The sequence below is a fragment of the Mesorhizobium sp. WSM1497 genome (assembly GCF_001672455.2).
Lineage (GTDB): Bacteria > Pseudomonadota > Alphaproteobacteria > Rhizobiales > Rhizobiaceae > Mesorhizobium > Mesorhizobium ciceri.
In genome coordinates, this window is the sequence record NZ_CP021070.1 from 6549722 (window position 1) to 6571765 (window position 22044).

Annotated in this window: 19 protein-coding genes; 10 read left to right on the forward strand and 9 right to left on the reverse strand. The window is 63.1% G+C overall.

Annotated features, from left to right (window positions below):
* Positions 1-445 precede the first annotated feature (445 nt).
* Positions 446-793, forward strand: a complete 348-nt coding sequence (locus A9K65_RS31870; RefSeq protein ID WP_032808338.1) for a hypothetical protein — start codon at positions 446-448, stop codon at positions 791-793.
* 86 nt (positions 794-879) lie between these two features.
* Here A9K65_RS31870 and ggt read toward each other — a convergent pair whose 3' ends face one another.
* The 3 genes from ggt to A9K65_RS31885 all read right to left on the reverse strand — a co-directional run bounded on the left by ggt (position 880) and on the right by A9K65_RS31885 (position 6332).
* Positions 880-2619, reverse strand: a complete 1740-nt coding sequence (gene ggt / locus A9K65_RS31875; protein WP_064995681.1) for a gamma-glutamyltransferase — start codon at positions 2617-2619, stop codon at positions 880-882.
* Positions 2620-2927: 308 nt separating this feature from the next.
* Positions 2928-4217 carry an L-rhamnose catabolism isomerase gene (gene rhaI / locus A9K65_RS31880; protein WP_063170035.1) on the reverse strand — a complete coding sequence of 430 codons (1290 nt, stop codon included), beginning with the start codon at positions 4215-4217 and terminating at the stop codon, positions 2928-2930.
* 12 nt (positions 4218-4229) lie between these two features.
* Positions 4230-6332, reverse strand: a complete 2103-nt coding sequence (locus A9K65_RS31885; protein ID WP_024503127.1) for a bifunctional rhamnulose-1-phosphate aldolase/short-chain dehydrogenase — start codon at positions 6330-6332, stop codon at positions 4230-4232.
* Positions 6333-6517: 185 nt separating this feature from the next.
* On the opposite strand from A9K65_RS31885, the gene A9K65_RS31890 reads away from it, so the two are divergent.
* From A9K65_RS31890 to A9K65_RS31920, 7 genes are all read left to right on the forward strand, one after another.
* Positions 6518-7327, forward strand: a complete 810-nt coding sequence (locus A9K65_RS31890) for a DeoR/GlpR family DNA-binding transcription regulator (RefSeq protein ID WP_013533598.1) — start codon at positions 6518-6520, stop codon at positions 7325-7327.
* A gap of 55 nt (positions 7328-7382) precedes the next feature.
* A complete protein-coding gene (gene rhaS / locus A9K65_RS31895) occupies positions 7383-8378 on the forward strand; it encodes a rhamnose ABC transporter substrate-binding protein (RefSeq protein ID WP_013533599.1) in 996 nt (331 codons plus the stop codon).
* Between the two features lie 84 nt (positions 8379-8462).
* A complete protein-coding gene (locus tag A9K65_RS31900) occupies positions 8463-10004 on the forward strand; it encodes a sugar ABC transporter ATP-binding protein (RefSeq protein ID WP_064995682.1) in 1542 nt (513 codons plus the stop codon).
* Complete coding sequence (locus A9K65_RS31905; RefSeq protein WP_064995683.1) at positions 10001-10975, forward strand: ABC transporter permease; 975 nt, start codon at positions 10001-10003, stop codon at positions 10973-10975. Before A9K65_RS31900 ends, A9K65_RS31905 begins: the two co-directional genes overlap by 4 nt.
* A complete protein-coding gene (locus tag A9K65_RS31910; RefSeq protein ID WP_024503129.1) occupies positions 10972-11967 on the forward strand; it encodes an ABC transporter permease in 996 nt (331 codons plus the stop codon). Before A9K65_RS31905 ends, A9K65_RS31910 begins: the two co-directional genes overlap by 4 nt.
* The gene (gene rhaM / locus A9K65_RS31915) at positions 11967-12284 is read left to right on the forward strand and encodes an L-rhamnose mutarotase (protein ID WP_013533603.1); all 318 of its coding nucleotides are present in this window, start codon (positions 11967-11969) and stop codon (positions 12282-12284) included. Before A9K65_RS31910 ends, rhaM begins: the two co-directional genes overlap by 1 nt.
* Positions 12281-13657, forward strand: a complete 1377-nt coding sequence (locus A9K65_RS31920) for an FGGY-family carbohydrate kinase (protein WP_064995684.1) — start codon at positions 12281-12283, stop codon at positions 13655-13657. Before rhaM ends, A9K65_RS31920 begins: the two co-directional genes overlap by 4 nt.
* Here the strand turns inward: A9K65_RS31920 and A9K65_RS31925 are convergent, their stop codons facing one another.
* From A9K65_RS31925 to galE, 3 genes are all read right to left on the reverse strand, one after another.
* Positions 13658-15484, reverse strand: a complete 1827-nt coding sequence (locus tag A9K65_RS31925) for an alanine racemase (RefSeq protein WP_064995685.1) — start codon at positions 15482-15484, stop codon at positions 13658-13660.
* 1 nt (position 15485) lies between these two features.
* A complete protein-coding gene (locus A9K65_RS31930; protein WP_064995686.1) occupies positions 15486-16736 on the reverse strand; it encodes a D-amino acid dehydrogenase in 1251 nt (416 codons plus the stop codon).
* Between the two features lie 106 nt (positions 16737-16842).
* Positions 16843-17838, reverse strand: a complete 996-nt coding sequence (gene galE, locus A9K65_RS31935; protein WP_064995687.1) for a UDP-glucose 4-epimerase GalE — start codon at positions 17836-17838, stop codon at positions 16843-16845.
* A gap of 267 nt (positions 17839-18105) precedes the next feature.
* Between galE and hemA the strand changes: the two genes are divergently transcribed.
* Positions 18106-19383, forward strand: a complete 1278-nt coding sequence (gene hemA, locus A9K65_RS31940; protein WP_013533608.1) for a 5-aminolevulinate synthase — start codon at positions 18106-18108, stop codon at positions 19381-19383.
* 72 nt (positions 19384-19455) lie between these two features.
* On the opposite strand, the gene A9K65_RS31945 is transcribed toward hemA, so the two are convergent.
* Positions 19456-20622, reverse strand: a complete 1167-nt coding sequence (locus A9K65_RS31945) for a pyridoxal phosphate-dependent aminotransferase (protein ID WP_013533609.1) — start codon at positions 20620-20622, stop codon at positions 19456-19458.
* 113 nt (positions 20623-20735) lie between these two features.
* The gene (gene mscL, locus A9K65_RS31950) at positions 20736-21158 is read right to left on the reverse strand and encodes a large conductance mechanosensitive channel protein MscL (protein WP_064995688.1); all 423 of its coding nucleotides are present in this window, start codon (positions 21156-21158) and stop codon (positions 20736-20738) included.
* Positions 21159-21557: 399 nt separating this feature from the next.
* On the opposite strand from mscL, the gene A9K65_RS31955 reads away from it, so the two are divergent.
* Entirely contained in the window at positions 21558-21767 is a 210-nt protein-coding gene (locus A9K65_RS31955; RefSeq protein WP_024503137.1) for a hypothetical protein, read from the forward strand.
* Here the strand turns inward: A9K65_RS31955 and A9K65_RS36280 are convergent.
* On the reverse strand, positions 21727-22005 hold the full coding sequence (locus A9K65_RS36280) for a hypothetical protein (protein ID WP_245321949.1): 279 nt from the start codon (positions 22003-22005) through the stop codon (positions 21727-21729). The two genes, A9K65_RS31955 and A9K65_RS36280, sit on opposite strands and share 41 nt — an antisense overlap.
* Positions 22006-22044: the final 39 nt, after the last annotated feature.

Sequence of the window (22044 nt, forward strand, 5' to 3'; positions counted from 1 at the left end):
CGGCCGGCCCTGCTTTTCGGGGGTTGGTCTCCAGTGACCACTGCCCGGTGACTATGAAACATGAGTTTACTAGTCAACATTTAAGATGCCTGCCCAGTCAACTTTCACGCAACCGCATGCCAAGCGCAGACGCCCACTGGCCGCAAGGCGATTCGCCCGTACAACAACCCTGTGCGACGTCACCGTCCGAATCACGGTTTGCGAAGCCCAATCCGCGCCCCGCATCATTTTTCCTCCACGAATGCATTCCATGATAGAGGGAGCTACGGTCGCCTTTGGGCAGCCGTTTCCTGGATTGCCTGAGAGACCAAAGACGGCCAAGAACCAAAAGCCGGCAGCAAGCCGCCACCTGAAGACGTCAAGGACCGGTCGAACGCATCAAGGCAGCGTGATCGGGTTGCACTCGGCAAGGCTTGATGATTTGTTGCCGCTATACGGAGAACGAATGATGCGAGAGCCTGCCGGTCAAGACGAATACGGGTCGACGAACCCTTTCGATCCGGACGACCTGCCAACCTTGAACGCAATCGGCCCGAGCATGGGAAGCGGCAATGATTTCGAGAGATATGCCGTTGCCGTGATCATCGTGTTCGGTGCGCTGATCATCGGCGGCCTGATGGCCGCATCGATGGTCTTCGGGCACCGCAACGGCTTCCTCTTCGCGCTTGGCGGCGCCACATCCGCCTGGATCTCCGGAAATGCGCTGCTGCTCGACCGGCCGCGCATCTATGCGCTGTTCGTCGGCATTGCCGCCTTGATGCTGGTTGCGTCCACCCTCACGCTGGTCTTGTGACGGTCAAGTCGGTGTGAGCCGATCCACTTGAGCAGCGGGCGATCAACCCGAATCGCCACGCTGCTCCAAGCTTTTCCTCCGAGCTGTCAGTATCCGAGCGCCTCGCCAGAGGCCGCGCGGCTGTCGATGGCGCCGTTGTAGCGCGCGCCGCCGCCTTTCTCGATTTCCGCCAGGCTCTTGCCGCCGACCAGGATGCCGGCGGCCTGACCCCAGGTCTGGTCGGCGAGATCGAGGTGATATCCCATGCCGGCCAGCAGCTTTTCTGTGTCCGGCGACAGGCCGAACGGCTCGACATACACCTTGTCGGGCAGCCATTGATGGTGGATGCGCGGCGCGTCGATCGCCTCCTGGATGTTCATGCCGTGGTCGATGACATTGACGATCGCTTCCAGCGTGATGGTGATGATGCGCGAACCACCGGGGCTGCCGATGACCATGAACGGCTTGCCGTCCTTGGCGACCACGGTCGGGCTCATCGACGACAGCGGCGTCTTCTTCGGCTGGATGGCGTTGGCCTCGCCCTGGACCAGGCCATAGAGGTTGGGCACGCCGGGTTTCTGGGTGAAATCGTCCATTTCGTTGTTGAGCAGGATGCCGGTGCCGTCGGCGACGACGCCGGCTCCAAAGGAACCGTTCAACGTGTAGGTGACCGCGACCGCATTGCCTGCATCGTCGATGATCGAATAATGCGTCGTCTCCTTGCTCTCGCCAAAGCCCTTCGGCATCAGATCCTGCGACACGCCGGCGCGGAACGGGTCGATCTTGCCGCGGATGTCCTTGGCGTAGCCTTTGTCGAGCAGCTTCGAGACTGGATTGTCAACGAAATCGGGATCGCCAAGTGCCGAATTGCGGTCGACATAGGCATGGCGCATGGCCTCGACCATGACATGCACGGTCTCGGCCGAACCGGCGCCGAGATAGGACAGCGGATAGCCCTCCAGCACGTTGAGGATTTCACAGATGATGACGCCGCCGGAGCTGGGCGGCGGCGAAGAGGTGATCTCGTAGCCACGATAGGTACAGGTCACGGGCTTGAGCTCACGCACCGCATATTGCTCGAAATCCGGCTTGGCGAGAATGCCGCCCTTGGCGCCGCTCGCCTTGATGATGGCGTCAGCGATGGCGCCTTTATAGAAGGCATCCGTACCCTTTTCGGAAATGGCGGCGAGCGAGGCGGCGAGGTCGGGCTGGACCAGCCGCTCGCCGATGCCATAGGGCTTGCCGTCGGATTTCAGGAATATGGCGGCGGCCGCGGGGTCCTTCGCCAGCCTGTCGGCACTGCCGGCAAACGAGGCAGCGTCGCCCTGATTGAGGATGAACCCGTCCTTGGCGTAGCCGATTGCCGGCGCCATCAGATCCTGGCGGGACAATTTGCCGTATTTTTCACGGGCCATCTCGAAGCCAGCCACAGAGCCCGGTACGCCGACGGCGAGATAGCCGTCGAGGCTGGCGCCCTTCACCGGGTTGCCGTCCTTGTCGAGATACATGGTTTTTGTCGCCGCCAGCGGCGCCCGCTCGCGGAAATCGAGAAAGGTCGATTTGCCGTCCTTGAAGCGGATGGTCATGAAGCCGCCGCCGCCGATATTGCCGGCATTGGGGTAGACGACGGCGAGCGCATAGCCGACGGCAACCGCCGCGTCGACAGCATTGCCGCCCTTCTTCAACACCTCGACGCCGACTTCGGACGCCAGATGCTGGGCCGTCACCACCATGCCGTGCTCGCCCTTGGCCGGCGCCGGCGAGGCGGCGAAGACACTCGTCAACGGCGCCAGGACAAAGGTGATGGAAAGACTGGCGGCGATCAGTGTCCGACGGTTGAGAGGCATGGCGGTTCTCCGGGCGGGGGGATGCCTAGAAGACCGTGTTGGACGGATCGAGTCCACTAACAATTAAGGGAGCACGAGAAAGAGCCCCCTCACCCGGATTGCCAACCGAATTGCGAAGGGCAATTCGGGGCAATCCGACCTCTCCCCGAGGGGAGAGGAGGTGTCAGCGCTGACGCCAGTCTCTTCTCCCTGCGGGGGTGAGGCGTGGTCCGCGCAGCGGGCGAAAAGCCAACTGCTTGGCTTTTCGAACAACGAACGCCCGGAGGGCGGTGGCCGCAAAGCGGCCGGATGAGGGGGCCGGCTCGGCCTCAGACAATGCCGCCCGAACCGCCAGCGACTGCAGGGCGTTCCGCTGCAACCTTGGCGCGGTAACCCGCCGCTCGATAGGCGGCGACCGGGTCGATGGCGCCGCCGGTCTTCAGCCGCGCCATGGCGAGGATCGGCTCGACATCGGTGCGGTAGGCCGCTTTCAGCGTCTGCGTCGCCATCAGCGCGTCATTGCTATCCTGAAAATCTTCCAACGCCTTGCGGTCGACCAGCAGCGCCTGCGCATAGGCGCGCTGCACCTCGACCGCCGATAGCATCAGGCTTTCGATCGGGTCGGTGACGTTGTGGCTCTGGTCGAGCATGTGGGCCGGGTCGAACCCCTCGGCGCCGGAAAGTTCGGCGTCGACCAGTTCGTTGAAGACGAGAAACAGCCGGTAAGGATCGATCGAACCGGCATCGAGATCGTCGTCGCCATATTTCGAATCGTTGAAGTGGAAGCCGCCGAGTTTTTTGAACTGGATCAGCCGCGACACGATCATCTCGATGTTGACGTTTGGGGCATGGTGGCCGAGGTCGACGAGACAGAACGCCTTGTCGCCCAGCTCCTGCGCGATCATGTAGTTGGTGCCCCAGTCCTGCACGACGGTGGAATAGAAGGCCGGCTCGTACATCTTGTGCTCGCTGAACAGCTTCCAGTCGGCGGGCAGTCCGGCGTAGACCTCTTTCATGGCGTCGAGATAGCGCTCGAATGCCTTGGCGAAATTGACCTGGCCGGGAAAGTTCGAACCGTCGCCGATCCACACCGTCAGCGCCTTGGAGCCGAGCGTCTTGCCGATCTCGATGCATTCGAGATTGTGCTCGACCGCTTGCCGGCGCGTGCCGGCGTCGGCATGCGACAGCGAGCCGAATTTGTAGGAGAGCTTCTGGTCCTTGGCGTCGGAAAAGGTGTTGGAGTTCATGGCGTCGAAGCCGAGGCCAAAGCGCGAGGCCGCTTGCTTCAGCCGGTTCGGATCGGCCTTGTCCCACGGAATGTGCAGGGAAACGGTCGGCGTCGCCTGCGTCAATTGCTGGATGACGGCGCAATCCTCGATCTTGTCGAAAATATCGCGTGGCTCGCCGGCACCGGGAAAGCGGGCAAAGCGCGTGCCGCCGGTGCCGACGCCCCAGGACGGGATCGCCACCGCGAATTTCTCGACCTTGTCTCTGATAGCGTCGATGGCGATGCCGCGACGGTCGAGCCGCTCGCCGAGCGAGGCGTAGTCGCGCTCGAGGTTTGCCTTGCGCGCGGCGTTGTCCTTGTCGACGAGGTCGGCGGAGATGATGTGTTCCATCGTCCCCTCCGCTCAGCGCGTGAACGACTGGGCGTTGCCCGCGTCGACATTGATGATGTTGCCGGTCGACTTGGCCGACATGTCGGACGCCAGGAAATAGATCGCCTCTGCGATGTCTTCCGGGAAGACCGAGCGCTTCAGCATCGAACGCGAGCGATAGTGCTCCTCCAGATCGTCGGTCGACATCTTGTAGGCGGCGGCGCGCTGTTCCTTCCACTCGCCGGTCCAGATCTTCGAGCCGCGCAGCACCGCGTCCGGGTTGACGACATTGACCCTGATCTGCGCCTCCGCGCCCTCCAGCGCCAGGCAGCGGGCGAGATGGATCTCGGCAGCCTTGGCGGTGCAATAGGCGGCGGCGTTCGGCGATGCGGCAAGGCCGTTCTTGGAGGCGACGAAGACGACGTTGCCGCCAATCTTCTGCGCGCGGAACAGCCGGAACGCTTCCCGCGAGACCAGGAAATAACCGGTCGACAGGATGTCCATGTTCTTGTTCCACAGCGCCAGCGTCGTCTCCTCGATCGGCGCCGAGGAGGCCAGCCCTGCATTCGATACCAGAATGTCGATGCCGCCGAACTCGACCGCTGTCTCGGCAAAGCCCGAAATGACCTGCTCCTCCGAGGTGACATTGATCAGCACCGGCCGCACGAAGTCCCTGCCGTAGACTTTCGCCAGTTCGTCATTGGCGCTGGCCAGTGCTGTCTCGTCGATGTCGGCCAGCACCACGCAGGCGCCTTCGCGCAGCAGGCGGTTGGCCGTGGCGCGGCCGATGCCGCCGGCGCCACCCGTGACCAGGGCGATCTGGCCGGCAAGCGACTTCGGCTTCGGCATACGCTGCAGCTTCAGGTCTTCGAGCAGCCAGTACTCGATGTCGAAGGCTTCCTGTGCAGGCAGGCCGACATAAGACGACACGGTGGAGGCGCCGCGCATGACGTTGATGGCGTTGACATAGAATTCGCCCGAGATGCGCGCCGTCGCCTTGTCGCCGGCGAAGGTGAACATGCCGACGCCGGGCATCAGGTAGACGACGGCATTGGGATCGCGGATGGCGGGCGAGTCCGGATGCTTGCAGCTGTCGTAATAGGCCTGGTAGCCAACGCGATATTCGGCGATGTCGTCGGCAAGACGCGCGATGACGGCATCGACATCGGGCTTTGCCGGATCGAATTCGATGACCAGCGGGCGGATCTTGGTGCGCAGGAAATGGTCGGGGCATGAGGTGCCGAGTGCCGCCAGCGGGCGCAGATCCCTGGAGTTGACGAATTCGAGCACAGCAGTGGAATCGTCGAAATGGCCTGCTTTGTGGCTCCTTTCCGAGATCAGGCCGCGAATCCTCGGCATCAGTTTGGCCGCGATGGCACGGCGCTCAGTGGCGTCGAGCGACTTGACCGCTTCACCGCCGAAGATAGCGACACCCTCGGAGCGGCGCTCGAACCATTCGATCGCCTGGTTGATCACCGAGATCGTCATCTCGTAGCATTCCCTGGGGGTGTCGCCCCAGGTGAACAGGCCGTGGCTTTCCAGGATGACGCCCTTGGCGGCTGGGTGTTCGAGGCAGAATTTCTCCAGCCACAGGCCAAGTTCGAAGCCAGGGCGCTTCCACGGCAGCCAGCCGATGGCCTCGCCGAAGATTTCTTTCGTCAGCGCCTTCGAATCCTTCGCCGCGGCAATGGCGATGATGGCATCGGGATGCATGTGGTCGACAAAGGGCTTCGGCACGTAGGCATGCAGCGGCGTGTCGATCGAAGCCGCACGCGGATTGAGGTTGAAGGTGCAGTGCGGCAGGAAGCCGACCATCTCGTCTTCGTGCTCGACGCCGCGATAGAGGCCTTTGAGCGCGCGCAGCTTGTCCATGTAGAGCGTGGCAAAGCCGTCCAGCTTGATCGAGGCGCTGTCGCCGCCCGATCCCTTGACCCACAGCACTTCGACATCCTCGCCGGTGAGCGGGTCTTTCTGCCAGATCTTCGACGACGTGTTGCCGCCGCCATAGTTGGTGACCCGCTTGTCGGAACCAAGTGTGTTCGAACGGTAGACCAGAAGTTCCGGCCCGCTCATGGCGTGAGCCTTGGCCTCGTCCCACAGATTGGCGAGGCGCGCGCCGGTGCGCTTGTCGAGCATAAGAAATCCTCCCGAAGGCACGCAAAAGGCGCGGCCATTTGGCCCCGAATTTCCACGGAAGCGGTCGGCTTGTCAATCACAAACGATCAATATCGATCATATTGCACTGCACAATGAAATTATATGATCGGAAATGATTGACACTGCGCGTTTTGGGTGCCTAGATGCCCGGGCAGGGAGGAACCATGCACGAAAAAGAGCGCCACAGGATCATTCTGTCCGCCGTCCAGGAAAAGCCTGTGGTGACGGTGCAGGAGATGGTCGACCTGACGGAGTCCTCCGAGGCGACGATCCGGCGCGATATCGCGGCTCTCCACGTCCAGAAGCGCCTGCGCCGCGTGCGCGGCGGCGCCGAGGCAATCTCGCCGCCGCAGTTCATCGGGCTGGCCGGCCGGCCCTTTTCCGTCAACGAAACCATCAACGCCTCGCAGAAGCGGGCGATTGCGCGTGAAGCAGTCGAGCTGTGCAACGACGGCGAACCGATCATCATCAATGGCGGCACCACCACCTTCCAGATGGTGCATTTCCTGACCGGCCGCCGCATGCCGATCTTCACCAATTCGTTCCCCATCGCCGAGCATTTGCTCAAGCACTCCAAGAATACGGTGATGCTGTCGGGCGGCACCATTTATCGCGAGCAGAACATCATCCTGTCGCCCTTCGACAACGACGTGACGCGCAATTTCTATGCGCGCCGCATGTTCATGGGTGCGCAGGGTCTGGGGCCGCTCGGCCTGATGGAGGGCGATCCGCTCTTGATCCAGGCGGAGCAGAAGCTGATCGACCAGGCCGACGAGTTGGTGGTGCTGGTCGATTCCTCGAAATTCCGCAAACGCTCCAGCCTCATCCTGTGCGGCCTGTCGCGCATCGCCACCGTCATCACCGATGACGGCATCGAGGATCGTGAAGCCAAGATGCTGGAGACCGCCGGCGTGACGCTGATCGTCGCCCGCACATCCGCAACCAACAAGGAAGAATCTTCACTGCAGGCCTGAGGCCAACTCGCGCTCGCAGCGGCGATGGAATGCAACGCTCAAGGGAGGAAATTCGATGAGCTTCTTGAAGAAATTGATGGTGACGGCTGCATTCTCAGCCGCCATGTTCGTGAATGCCGCCTACGCCGAAAACGTCAAGATCGCGCTGGTGGTGAAGTCGCTCGGCAACGGCTTCTTCGATGCCGCCAACAAGGGCGCCGAAGAGGCGGCCAAGGAACTCGGCGATGTCGACATCATCTACACCGGCCCGACCAAGGCGACCGCCGAAGCGCAGATCGAAGTGGTCAATTCGCTGATCGCGCAGAAGGTCAACGCCATCGCCATTTCGGCCAATGACGCCGACGCTCTGGTGCCGGTGCTGAAGAAGGCCATGGAACGCGGCATCACCGTCATCTCGTGGGATTCGGGCGTCGCCAAGGAAGGTCGCCAGCTTCACCTCAACCCGTCCGACACCGGCCTGATCGGCGAGACCATCATCAAGCTCGCCGCCGACCACCTGCCGGAAGGCGGCGAGGTCGCCATCCTGTCGGCCTCCTCGACCGCGACCAACCAGAACGCCTGGATCGACGCGGCCAAGAAGATCCTGCCGGAGAAGTTCCCCAAGATCAAACTCGTCGCCACCGTCTACGGCGATGACGATTCGGCCAAGAGCACCGACGAAGCCAAGGGCCTGTTGAAGTCCTATCCGAACCTGAAGGCGATCATCGCGCCGACCACCGTCGGCGTCGTTGCCGCCGCCCAGGTCGTCACCGACGAGAACCTGATCGGCAAGGTCAATGTCACCGGTCTCGCACTGCCGTCCGAGTTCAAGAAGTTCATCGACAACGGTTCCAGCCAGGCGGTTGCCCTGTGGAACCCGATCGACCTCGGCTACTCGGCCGTCTACCTCGCCCATGATCTGGCGGTGAAGAAGGAAGAGGCCAAGCCCGGCGCCACGCTGTCGATCGGCCGCGTCGGCAAGGTCACGCTCGACGACACCAACTCGGCTGCAATGGCTCCGCCCTTCCAGTTCGACAAGTCGAACATCGAAAAATTCTCCAAGATCTATTGATCTGGAGTTCTCTAGAGCTGACGCGGCGGGGCTCACGTCCCGCCGCGGCTTTAAACGAACCTTGTTTCAGGGCTTGATACGACTATGGACACGACAGCCCAACACGGCGCGGTGAAGGAGCGGCCTCCGGCCCCGGCTCCACGCTTGACGCTGTCCGGCATCTCCAAGAGCTTTCCCGGCGTGCGCGCGTTGCACAATGTCAGCCTGTCGCTCTATCCGGGCCAGGTGACAGCGCTGATCGGCGAGAACGGCGCCGGCAAGTCGACGCTGGTCAAGATCATGACCGGCATCTACCAGCCCGACGGGGGCACGATCAGCATAGACGGCCAGGCCGTCACCCTGCCCAGCGCGCATGCCGCCTTCGGCCATGGCGTCACCGCCATCCACCAGGAAACCGTGCTGTTCGACGATCTGAGCGTGGCCGAAAACATCTTTCTCGGCCACGCGCCACGCACGCGTTTCGGCACCATCGACTGGCACACGATGCGCAAGAATGCGCGCGAAGTGCTGGACACCATGCATGCCGGCCATATCGACGCCGACGCGCGGCTGAAGGACCTCGGCATCGCCAACAAGCATCTGGTCGCGGTTGCGCGTGCCATGTCGATCGACGCGCAGATCGTCATCATGGACGAGCCGACCGCGGCGCTTTCCATGAAGGAGATCGAGGAGCTCTTTTTGCTGATCGAATTCCTCAAGAGCGATGGCAAGGCGATCCTGTTCATCAGCCACAAGTTCGACGAGATCTACCGTATCGCCGACCGCTACACGGTGTTCCGCGATGGCGAGATGGTCGGCGAAGGCCTGATCAAGGATGCCGGCCAGAGCCAGATCGTGCGCCTGATGGTCGGCCGCGCGGTCGATCACATCTTCCCGCAGCGCAAGGCCGAGATCGGCGCACCGGTGCTCTCCGTTTCCGGCCTGTCGCATCCGACCGAATTCAACGATATCGGCTTCGAACTGCACAAGGGCGAGATCCTCGGCTTTTACGGCCTTGTCGGCGCCGGCCGCAGCGAGGTGATGCAGGCGATATCGGGCATCACCCGCACCTCAGCCGGCACGATCACGCTGGAAGGCAAGACGATCGCGCCGAAATCGGCTGCGGATTCGATCGATGCCGGCATCGTCTACGTACCGGAAGAACGCGGCAAGCAAGGCGTGGTGATCGGCCTGCCGATCTTCCAGAACGTCTCGCTGCCTTCGCTCAAGCGCACGTCGAAGTCCGGCCTGCTGCGGCTGTCGGAGGAGTTCGATCTGGCCCGCTCCTACACCGAGCGACTCGACCTCAGGGCCTCCTCGCTCAGCCAGGATGTCGGCACACTGTCGGGCGGCAACCAGCAGAAGATCGTCATCGCCAAATGGCTGGCGACGTCGCCCAAGGTGATCATCCTGGACGAGCCGACTAAGGGCATCGACATCGGCTCGAAGGCCGCCGTGCACGGCTTCATGGCCGAGTTGGTGGCGCAAGGCCTGTCGGTGATCATGGTGTCGTCCGAGCTGCCCGAAATCCTCGGCATGTCCGACCGTGTCGTGGTCATGCGCGAGGGGCTTGTCGCGGCGGTCTACGACAACAAGGAGCTGGACGCCGAGACGCTGGTTCGGACGGCAGCAGGGATCGCGGCATGAAGGCTTTCCTCAAATACCGCGAAATCTGGCTGGCTGCTGCCATCATCGTCTTGATCGGGCTGATCTCGACGCGTTTTCCGGCCTTCGCCGATCCGGCCAATCTGCGCCAGGTGTTCAACGACACCTCGATCCTGATGATCCTGGCGCTTGGCCAGATGGTGGTCATCCTGACCCGGTCGATCGACCTGTCGATGGCGTCCAACCTCTGCTTCACCGGCATGGTGGTGGCGATGCTGAACGCCGCGCATCCGGCAATCCCGATCCCGCTGCTGATCGTCATCGCACTACTGGTCGGCCTGGTGCTCGGCGCCATCAACGGCCTTTTGGTCTGGCGGCTGAACATCCCCTCGATCGTGGTGACTTTGGGCACGCTGACCATCTATCGCGGCGCCACCTTCGTCCTGTCCGGCGGTGCCTGGGTCAATGCCGACAAGATGAGCCCGGAGTTCATCGGCTTCCAGCGCGCGGCCTTCCTCGGCATTCCGGTGCTGTCGTGGATCGCCATCCTGGTCATTGCGCTGTTCTTCGTTGTGATGACACGCACCGCGCTCGGCCGCTCGATCTACGCGATCGGCGTCAACCCGATGGCGTCGGTCTATGCCGGCATCGATGTCGGCCGGACGAAATTCATCGTCTTCTGCATCTCCGGCATGATTGGCGGCCTGTCAGGCTATCTCTGGATCTCGCGCTACGTGATCGCCTCGGTCGAGGTCGCCAATGGCTATGAGCTCAACATCATCGCCGCCTGCGTCATCGGCGGCATCTCGATCGCCGGCGGCATCGGCTCGGTCGGCGGCGCGGTATTAGGGGCGCTGTTCCTCGGCATCATCTCCAACGCGCTGCCGGTCATCAACATCTCACCCTTCTGGCAGATGGCGATTTCGGGCAGCGCAATCATTCTGGCCGTCGTGCTCAATGCGCGCGGCGAGCGCCAGCAAGGCCGCATCATCCTCAGAAAGGTGGAGGCGTGACCGACATCCCTGCCCCGCGCCACATTCCCGACCGGCTCGACAAGCCGCTGCGTTCGGCGATCTTTTCCTGGGAAGCGCTGCTGGTCGTGGTGGCCGTCGCCATCTTCGCCATCAACAGCTTCGCCTCGCCCTATTTCCTCGATCCGTACTCGCTGTCCGATCTGACCTTCAATTTCACCGAGAAGGGCCTGATCGCCTTCGCCATGGCGCTGCTGATCATCTCGGGCGAGATCGATCTGTCGGTGGCCGCCATCATTGCGCTGGCGTCGACCATGATGGGCATGGCGGTGCAGGCCGGCGCCGGCACGCCAGTGCTGGTGGCAATCGGCATCGTTGTCGGGCTCGGCTGCGGCGCCTTCAACGGTCTGCTGGTGACAAGGCTCGGCCTGCCCTCGATCGTCGTCACCATCGGCACGATGAGCCTGTTTCGCGGCATCGCCTTCATCATCCTCGGCGACCAGGCCTACAAAGGCTATCCCTCAAGCTTCGCCTTCTTCGGCCAGGGCTATGTCTGGTGGGTGGTGTCGTTCGAGCTGGTGCTGTTCCTGATCGCGGCTGTCGTCTACTGGTTCCTCTTGCACCGCACGAGTTTCGGCCGACGCGTCTTCGCCATCGGCAACAATCCGGTCGCTGCGCAATTTTCCGGCGTGCGCGTCGGCCGCACCAAGTTCATCCTGTTTTGCCTGACCGGGCTGATGTCGGGCATCGCCTCGGTGCTGATCACCTCGCGCCTCGGTTCGACGCGGCCCTCGATCGCGCAGGGTTATGAACTCGAAGTCATCACCATGGTGGTGCTCGGCGGCGTCAGCATCCTCGGTGGCGCCGGCAGCATTCTGGGCGTCGTGCTCGCCGCCTTCATCATGGGGCTGGTGACCTTCGGGCTCGGCCTGCTCAATGTGCCGGGCATCGTCATGTCGATCTTCATCGGCCTGCTGCTGATCATCGTCATCGCCTTGCCGATCGTCTGGCGGCGGCTGCGCGGAGGGCGTTGATGGCCGAGAAATACGCGTTCAAGATGAAGCTGAAGCCCGGCATGAAGGCAGAGTACAAGAAGCGCCATGACGAGATCTGGCCGTCGCTGGTCGCGCTGCTGAAGCAGGCCGGCGTCTCCGATTATTCCATCCATCTCGACGAGGAGACCAATATCCTGTTCGGTGTGCTGTGGCGGCAAGACGACCACCGCATGGACGAATTGCCCGGGCAGTCGGTGATGCAGCGCTGGTGGGCCCACATGGCCGACATCATGGAAACCAGGCCGGACAACGAGCCGGTGGCCGTGAAGCTGGAAACAATGTTCCACATGGCATGAGTGCGATGCGCCACATCGCCGTCATCGACATCGGCAAGACCAACGCCAAGGTGGCGCTGGTCGACCTCGCGACGTTGAGCGAGGTGGCGCTGCGCCGCATGGCGAATGCGCCGGTGCGGCAGGCGCCTTACCCACATCACGATGTCGAGGCACTGTGGGCATTCATCCTCGAAAGCCTTGCCGGCCTCAACCGCGAACAGCGCATCGACGCCATTTCGATCACCACCCATGGCGCGACGGGCGTGCTGGTCGACGCGGCGGGTGAACTGGTGCTGCCGGTGCTCGACTATGAGTTCGACGGCCCCGACGGGATGGCCGAGGATTACGACGCGATCCGCCCGCCTTTTGCCGAGACCGGCACGCCGCGCCTGCCGCTCGGCCTCAATCTCGGTGCTCAATTCTTCTGGCAGCAGAAGAGCTTCCCGGCGGAATTCGCCAGGGCCGCGGCGCTGCTGATGTACCCGCAATACTGGGCCTTGCGCCTGACCGGCATCGCCGCCAACGAGGTCACCTCGCTCGGCTGCCACACCGACCTGTGGAACCCGTGGACAGCGGATTTTTCATCCCTGGTCGACAGGCTGGAGTGGCGAAGCCTGATGGCGCCGGTGCGGCCGGCCAGCGATCGCCTCGGCCCGATCCTGCCCACCGTTGCTGTGCGAACCGGACTGGATCCGCACACGCCGGTGTTCTGCGGCCTGCATGATTCCAACGCCTCGCTGCTGCCGCATCTTCTCTCCGACAAACCGCCTTTCTCCGTCGTCTCGACCGGCACCTGGGTGGTATCGATGGCGGTCGGCGGCAAACAGATTGCGCTGGATGCCGCGCGCGACACGCTGGTCAATGTCAACGCGCTCGGCGATCCCGTTCCCTCGGCGCGCTTCATGGGCGGCCGCGAGTTTTCGGTGCTGACAAAGGATCAGCCGGAGCCGTGGACCGAGGATGATGTCGGCGCTGTGCTGGCGCGAAAGACGCTGCTGCTGCCGTCGACCCAGCAAGGCTCGGGGCCGTTCCCGCACCATGCCGCGGCATGGCTCGACGCCGACGGCATCAACAAAGGCCAGCGCTTTGCCGCCATCTCATTCTATCTGGCCCTGATGACGGCGACCTGCCTCGACTTGATCGGTGCCGACGGCCCGACCACGGTCGAAGGCCCCTTTGCCCGCAACCGGCTCTTTGTCGGCATGCTGGCGGCAGCCACGGCGCGCGCCGTGGTTGCGTCCGAGGCCGCCACCGGCACCAGCATCGGCGCGGCGCTGCTGGCATGCGATCGGCCGGCGACGCACGGCAAGGGCGAAAGAATAGAACGGCCTATAGACCCAGCCTGGGTCGACTACGTCAGCGCATGGCGGGCGGCAGTGGAAGTGCAGGGCTGATCAGAGAATCCGTTTGCCGAAGGCAGACATGACGAAGTTGACCGCGTCGGTGCCGATCCGCGGCTCCAGATCCGCCGTCAGGCCCGAAACATCCATCGACAGCAAGCCGCCGGAGAGCGCGATCGCCTCCATCGCCTGATGTGTTTCGCGCACGGTCAGCCCACCGGAGCCCGCAGCCCAGCCGGCGAATTCGGTCGCGGTCGGCGAATAGCTGACATGAAAGCCTTGCGTGCCTGATGTGGCGATACGGATCGCTTCATGCATCAGGTCGCGCATGCCCATGGCGTCGATGTCGGTCATGGTGAAGGCGGAGACGCGCGAATCCTTCAGCACCCGCGCCTCGGCCGGATCGGCGTGGCGCAAGCCGACGATGACGACATTCTCCGGCGACAGCTGCGGCTGCAGCGCGCCCGCCTTGTGGTCGAGGCCGAGGGTGCGCGCCAGGACCGAACCTTCCGGCAGGTCGATGCCGTCCTCGTCCTCGGGCATCAGGGCGGCGATGGAATCGATCCAGATCAGGCCGAAGGAATGCGTGGCTCGCGCCGTCGCGGTCAGCGCCTTGTGCGCGACGCGACGATCGGCGCCGGCGGTCAGCCGGACCAGTCCCGATGGCGGCCGCTCGATATCGGCCAATTCGACGACGTCGAAATTCATCGCCTCCAGCCGCGCGCCGGTGCCTTCCCGGGCCAGGATGCCGGCGGCTCCAGGTTCGGCCGTGATCTGCACCATCTTGCGGCCGGAAAAATCCTCGACGTCGTGCATCGGGGCCTTCTCGACATATTCCGAGGTCATTGCCAAAAGCATGGCGCCATAGCTCATGCGGAAGGCGACGCGGTCGCCGACGGCCAGCGGCGGGTCGGCATCGGCGACATCCAAAAGCAGATGGTCGCTGGAGGCGCCCAGCACCCGGATCCCCCTGGCGATCGGCGTCAGCCCCTCGACCAGCACGTCCTCGCGGCCGATATTGGCGATGGCGCGCAGCCTGTCGCCCTCGTCGGGGAAGACCGGCTGGTTGCCGAAGGCGTCGTAGCCCGATTGGCCGATCGGCCGTGACGGCTTGAGCTTGACCTCGATGATGTCGCTGGTCAGCCGGCAGGCATCGGGCTCAAGCTCGGCCCATGGCACATCGCGGAAGGTCTCGACGCCACCTTGCAGGATCGCCTCGCCGACGCGCAGATTGTTGATGCCGGCCGGCAGCCTGCCTTCGAGCAGCAGCGGCAGCGACGACGAGGCGCCGCCGGAAATCACGTCGAGGCTTTTGCCGGACAGGCGCTCGGTCTTGTAGGCATGGGCGACGAGCTGCCCAAGATTTTCCGGCGTCGGCATGATGGCGCCGAAGCAGCCGAGATTGGTGCCGATGCCGGCGATGCGCACGCCCTTGAACTGCAGGATCTGCTCAACCGTGGGGATCAGGTCGTTCGGCCAGATGCCTTCGCGGAGATCGCCGAGATCGATCATCAGCATGATGTCGTGGACGCGGCCCATGCGCTCGGCGATGCGCGAAATTTCGCGGATGGTGGCGAGTTCCGATTGCAGGCTGATGTCGACGGTGCGCACCACCTCCTCGACCCGCGCCATCGGCGGGCTGCGCAGCAGCATGATCGGTGCGTTGATGCCGCTGTCGCGCAGCCGGCGGATGTTCTCGAAACGCGATTCGGCGATGCCGGCGACGCCGCCGCGCAGCATGGCGCGTGCCACTTGCGGCATGCCGCAACTGCCCTTGGTGACGCCGAACACTTTTATGCCCGAGAGCGCGCAGCGCTCGACGATGGTGCGCGCGTTGCGCTCGATGCGGCCAAGGTCGATGGCGACTTGCGGTCCCGACATCCTAGCCCCCGTAAACCAGCCCCTGCGGGTCGATCTCCGGCTTGCGGCCCGAAACGAGGTCGGCGAGGAATTTTCCCGAACCGCAGGCCATGGTCCAGCCGACATGGCCGTGGCCGGTGTCGAGATAGAGATTCTTGTAGCGCGCCTGGCCGATGACCGGCACCGAGTTGGGCATCATCGGGCGCAGACCCGCCCAGAACACAGCCCTCTTCTCGTCGAAGGCACCCGGGAAAAGATCCTTGCCGGTGCTGATGATCGTCTTGAAATCGGCGGGCTTGAAAGTGCGGTCGAAGCCGGTGAATTCGGCCGTCGAGGACATCCGCAAGCGGTTGCCCAGCCTTGAATAGCCGATCAGCCGGTCCTCGTCGGCGCCGCCCATGGTCGGTCCCTTGCTTTCGTCCTCCAGGGGAATCGTCGCGGTATAGCCTTTTACCGGATAGACAGGCAGGTCGATGCCGTAACGGCGCCCGAGCAGGCCGCTTTCCGGCCCCATCGAGATGACAACCGCATCGCCGGCGACCGGGCCGGCCGAAGTCATCACCGCGCGCACCCGGTCGCCCTCGATGTCGAGGCCTTCGACTGTCGTGCCGAACAGGAATTCGACGCCGAGCTTCTCGGCCGCATAGGCGGCCAGCCTGTCGACAAACTGCTTGGAATCTCCGGTCTGGTCGGTTGGCGAATAGACGCCGCCGGCAATCTTGTCCTTGACGCCGGCAAGGCCCGGTTCCAGCTCGACCAGCCGGTCGCGGCCGACGATTTCGATCGGCAGGCCGTGCTTGGCAAGATAACGGTAATTGTCGGTGCCGGTGTCGAGGCTCTTTTGCGAGCGGAAGAAATAGAGAATGCCCTTCTTGCGCTCGTCGTAATGGATGCCGGTCGCTTCCGAAAGCGCATTGATGCAGTCGCGCGAATAGAGCGCGAGCCTGAGCTTGATGTCGGTGTTGGCGCGCAGGCGCGCCACCGTGCACTGGCGCAGGAAACGCAGGCTCCAGGCGAGGAAATAGGGATCGAGGCGCAACCTGACCTTGATGCCGAGATCATGGTTGTAGAGCCCGCGCAGGAAGGTCTTCAAAGCCGCCGGCGAGGCCCAGGCGGTGGCGTCACCCGGTGACACCAGGCCGGCATTGGACTGGCTGGTGCCTTGTGCCGCCGCCGGATGGCGCTCGATCACCGTCACCTCATGGCCGTCGCTGGCCAGATAATAGGCGGCCGCCGTACCGACGACACCGGCCCCGAGCACCGTTATTTTCATGCCATCCCCCAAAAAGCTCCTCGCGGCGCGGCGCCTCCGCGCCTTGCCGCGAACGCCTTCAATAGCGCTTCACTGCCCGGCTTGCGAGCCCTTGGGAGAACCCGGCTCAGCCGCGCGCGGAGTTCTTGCCGGTCAGGATGCGCTCCCAGGCGAGCGCATCGGCGACGATCTGGTCGAGATCGTCGCGTTGCGGGGTCCAGCCGAGCTCGGCGCGGGCGAGATCCGAATTGGCGACAACCGCCGCGGCGTCGCCAGGGCGGCGATCACCCATCTTCACCTCGAAATCATGGCCAAAGGCGCGGCGCACGCTGTCGATGACCTCCAGCACCGAATAGCCATGGCTGTAGCCGCAATTGGCGACGAGGCTCTGTCCCCCGGCGCGCAGCCGCTGCAAGGCCAGGCGATGCGCCGCCGCCAGGTCGCTGACATGGATGTAGTCGCGCATGCAGGTGCCGTCCGGCGTCGGATAATCGGTGCCGAACACCTGCATGAACGGCCGCTTGCCGAGTGCCGTCTCGCAGGCGACCTTGATCAGATGGGTTGCGCCCGGCGTCGACTGGCCGGTGCGGCCCTTCGGGTCGGCGCCGGCGACGTTGAAGTAGCGCAGCGCGGTATAGCGCAGGCCATGCGCGATCGACGCGTCGCGCAGCATCCACTCACTCATCAGCTTGGACAGGCCATAGGGCGATTCCGGCGCCAGGCGGGCGTCCTCGCGCACCGGCTCCAGCCCGGCGCCGCCATAGACGGCGGCGGTCGAGGAAAAGATGAAGTTGGGCACGCCTTCGCGCACCGCGGTTTCGATCAGCGTGCGCGTCTTCGAGGTGTTGTTCTCATAATAGCTGAGCGGGTCGGCGACCGATTCCGGAACCACGATCGAGCCGGCGAAATGAATGATCGCGTCGACCTTGTTCTCCCTGATGACCGCGCCGACCAATTCCTTGTCGGCGACATCGCCGACGACCAGCTTGGCCTCCGGCGCCACCGCCCATTCGAAACCGGTGGAAAGACGGTCGAGAACGACCACGCTTTCGCCGGCATCCAGCAGCTCCCAGACCATATGGCTGCCGATGTAACCGGCGCCGCCTGTCACCAAAACTGTCATCCGCGTCCTCGCTTATCCAAGATTTATCGGAAACTGTCTCAACCCCGCTCTACTGGAAAGCCCGCCGCATGGCCATTGGAACCCCTGGTAACCGGCATTGCCGGCCAGTGGCATTGTCCTGAAACAAAGTTCATCCACATCAAGGGAATAGGCCACGATCCGCGGTCGTTAGGAACAGGTCCGGGGCGTGGCATTTTGACCAAAAAGGCCAGGTGGACGACCAACAGGCCAATGATTATGATCCCGCGCAAAAATTGGGAAGGCGACATGAACTATCAGCGGTTTTTCGAGGAAGCGATCGACCAGCTCCATGCCGAGCGTCGCTACCGCGTTTTCGCCGACCTCGAGCGGATCGCGGGCAAGTTCCCGCGCGCCATCTGGCGTTCCAATGGCCGTGCCGAGGAAATCACCGTCTGGTGCTCCAACGACTATCTCGGCATGGGCCAGCATCCCGACGTCATCGCCGCGTTCCAGAATACCGCTGGCAAGATGGGTTCGGGCGCCGGCGGCACCCGCAACATTTCCGGCACCTCGAACCCGCTGGTAGAGCTTGAGGTGGAGCTTGCCGATCTGCACGACAAGGAAGCGGCACTGGTCTTCACCTCCGGTTTCGTCTCCAACGAGGCCTCGATCTCGACCATCGCGAAGCTTTTGCCCAACTGCCTGATCATCTCGGACGAATTGAACCACGCCTCGATGATCGAAGGCGTGCGGCGTTCCGGCGCCGAAAAGAAGATCTTCCGCCACAATGACGTGGCGCATCTGGAAAGCCTTTTGCAGGCGGCGGGGCGCGAACGCGCCAAGCTCATCGTCTTCGAAAGCGTCTATTCGATGGATGGCGACATCGCGCCGATCAAAGAGATCGTCGAACTCGCCGAGCGCTACAACGCCATGACCTATATCGACGAGGTCCATGCCGTTGGTATGTACGGGCCGCGCGGCGGCGGCATCACCGAGCGCGAAGGCCTGGCCGACCGCATCGACATCATCGAAGGCACGCTGGCCAAGGCATTCGGCACGCTGGGCGGCTACATCACCGGCACCAGCGCTGTGATCGACGCCGTGCGCTCCTATGCGCCGGGCTTCATCTTCACCACGGCACTGCCGCCGGCGATCGCTGCCGCCGCGACCGCGTCGATCCGCCATCTCAAGCGCTCGCAGGCCGAGCGTGACGCCCAGCAGCAGCAGGCGAGCCGAACCAAGCACATCCTGTCGGCCGCCGGCCTGCCGGTGATGGATTCGCCGACGCACATCGTGCCGCTGCTGGTCGGCGATCCCGAGGCCTGCAAGATGGCCAGCGACCGCCTGCTCGGCGTGCACGGCATCTACATCCAGCCGATCAACTACCCGACCGTGCCGCGCGGGACCGAGCGGCTGCGCATCACGCCGACGCCGTTCCATTCCGATGCGCTGATCGCCGAATTGCAGGATGCGCTGGTCGAGACCTGGGATGCGCTCGGCATCCCCTATGGTTCGGCAGGTCGGCCTTCGGTGGCCAAGAGCGACCGCATCATTCCATTGCTGGTGCCCAAGTCAGGCGGCTGATGCCGTTTGGAACTCTACTCCGGCGGCCATCTGGCTCGCCGGAGCGATTTCAATTCGGGCTTCGTCAGCGGCTCAGGCATTCTTCATCCACTTCGCCAGCCGGTGTGCCGCTTCCTCGATCTGGTCGAGACGGCGGTGGAAGCACAGCCGCAAAAACGCCTCGCCGCCGGGGCCGAAAGCGGTGCCTGGCGCCAGGCCGACATTGGCCTTGTCAACGATGTCGAAGGCAGCGGTTCGTGAATCGGTGATGCCCTCGACGGTGAAAAACAGATAGAACGCGCCCTGCGGCACCGTAAACCCAGCGCGGCCGGTGGCGCCGAGGATGCCGCAGACAAGGTCGCGCGCCTTGCGCGCCCGCTCCACCTGTTCGGCGACGAAGGCGTCGCCCTCGTCAAGGGCGGCGACCGCACCGCGCTGCATGAACTGGGCGACGCCGGAGCTCGAATACTGGATCAGGTTCTCGAACACCTGCTGCAAGCTCGGATGCGTCTTGATCCAGCCGACGCGCCAGCCGGTCATCGCCCAGTTCTTGGAAAAGGAGTTGACGTACAGGATACGGTCTTCCGCCGACGCTATGTCGAGGAAGGACGGCGCGCGGCCGTGGCCATAGTGGAACAGTGAATAGATCTCGTCGGCGATGATCCAGAGGTTTTTCGCGCGCGCCAGAGCGAGGATCGCCTGCAAGGTCTCGTGATCGGCGGTCCAGCCGGTCGGATTCGACGGCGTGTTGATGAACAGCGCCTTTGTGCGCGGCGTGATCGAAGCGGCGATCTTCTCGACGTCGCAGGACCAGCCATTGCCGGAATGATCGAGCGTGACCGCGACTGGAACGGCTCCCGCTATCCCTGCTGCGGCATCGAAATTCGGCCAGGCCGGCGACAGGTAGACCACCTCGTCGCCGGCGCCGGCGAGCGCGTCGAGCGCCAGCTGGATGGCATGCATGCCGGAGCCGGTGACGATGAATTCTTCCTCCGGGAAATTCTTGCCGAAATGCCTGGCATAGTAACGGGAGAGTGCCTGCCTGAGATCGGGGATGCCCCTTTGCCAGGTGTAGAATGTCTCGCCGCCGGCCAGCGCCTTCGACGCGGCATCGGTGATGAAGGCTGGCGTCGGCAGGTCGCCTTCGCCGGCCCAGAGCGGAATCATGCCTTCGCGCAGGCGGCCGTAATTGACGACGGCGACAATGCCACTTTCGGGTGCCGCACGGGCCTCGGTGCGCAAGCTGTCGATCAGGGTCATGGGCGGATCCGTTTTTGGTCTGCGGTTTTCGTCAGCGGTCCTTACCAGATGCGAAAACAGAAAACCCCGGCCGCCAACGACCGGGGTTTTGGTCCAGCAAATGCTGCCCGTGGTCAGCGCCTGGCGAGCAGATCGCGAATTTCGGTGAGCAGCGCGACGTCGGCTGGCGGCGGAGCGGCCGGTGCAGCGGGCTTCTCGCGCTCAAGCCGCTTGCGCATGTTGTTCACCGCCTTGACCATCAGGAAAATGATGAAAGCGAGGATGAGGAAGTTCAACGCGACAGTGATGAAGCTGCCGTAGGCAAAGACCGCGCCTTGCTTCTTGGCGTCGGCCAGCGAGGTGGCGTTGACGGCCGAGGAGAGGCCAAGGAAATAATTGTTGAAGTCCAAGCCGCCGAAAATCGCGCCGACGATCGGCATGATGATATCGTTAACAAGGGAATCGACGATCTTGCCGAAGGCCGCGCCGATGATGACGCCGACCGCAAGGTCCATCACATTGCCCTTGGAAATAAATTCCTCGAATTCTTTCAGCATTCGACCCTCCTTGTCGTGACTGGCCGAGCTGCCGTTTCCGTCCTTGCGGCATCGACCTGAGGCAACATAACAAAAACCTCCTGACGCAACATGGGTAAAAGGGAGAAAACAACCGCTTTCTCCTTACCTTACGGCACTTTGGGCGGCAGCTCTGCCGAATTTGACGCGTTGCGTACAAGGGCGTGAAATTTCATATCCCCGCGATGCAAATCGACACAGATGCCGCCGAATCACTGCAAAACGACCACGCTGGACCAGATTGCCGCCGAGCACGGCATGGGCCCCTGGTTGTTGACGCGAGCGATCAATCGCTCTTTGCAAGGTTTCCCGCATTGACGGCACGGCAAAGCCAGCATTGAATTTCTGGAAATTATAGGCGTTTTCGCCTATAATGTTCTCATGAACATGCTCGAAACCATCAGCATTGATGTTTATCCGTGGGCGGCTCCAACAAAGGAGCAGCGCGCTTGGTTTGACGCGCTTTCGCCCGACGAGAAGCGGAAAGCGATTCAGGCGGCGATCAACGAAGGTTTTGAGAGCCCGGTCAGCGAAAAGTCGATCGACGACATTATTCGGGAAGCGCGTGCCGAACTCCCGCATGCGCCATAGGATAACGCATCGCGCCGAACGCGATCTGAAAGACATTTACCGACACACCTTCGAAAACTTCGGCCACACTCAGGCCGAAAAGTAACTGCGCGAACTCGACGCGGTGTTTGAGTTGCTCGGCGACTATCCGAGTATGGGCCGGCTCTATGAAGGCAGGACCCATCAGTTCGTCCACGGCAAGCACATCATCCTCTATCGCAAGGGTTTGGAGGAGGTCGTCATTGGCCGTATTTTCCACGGCGCTCAGCGGCGATCTTCACCATAACGACACCGACGC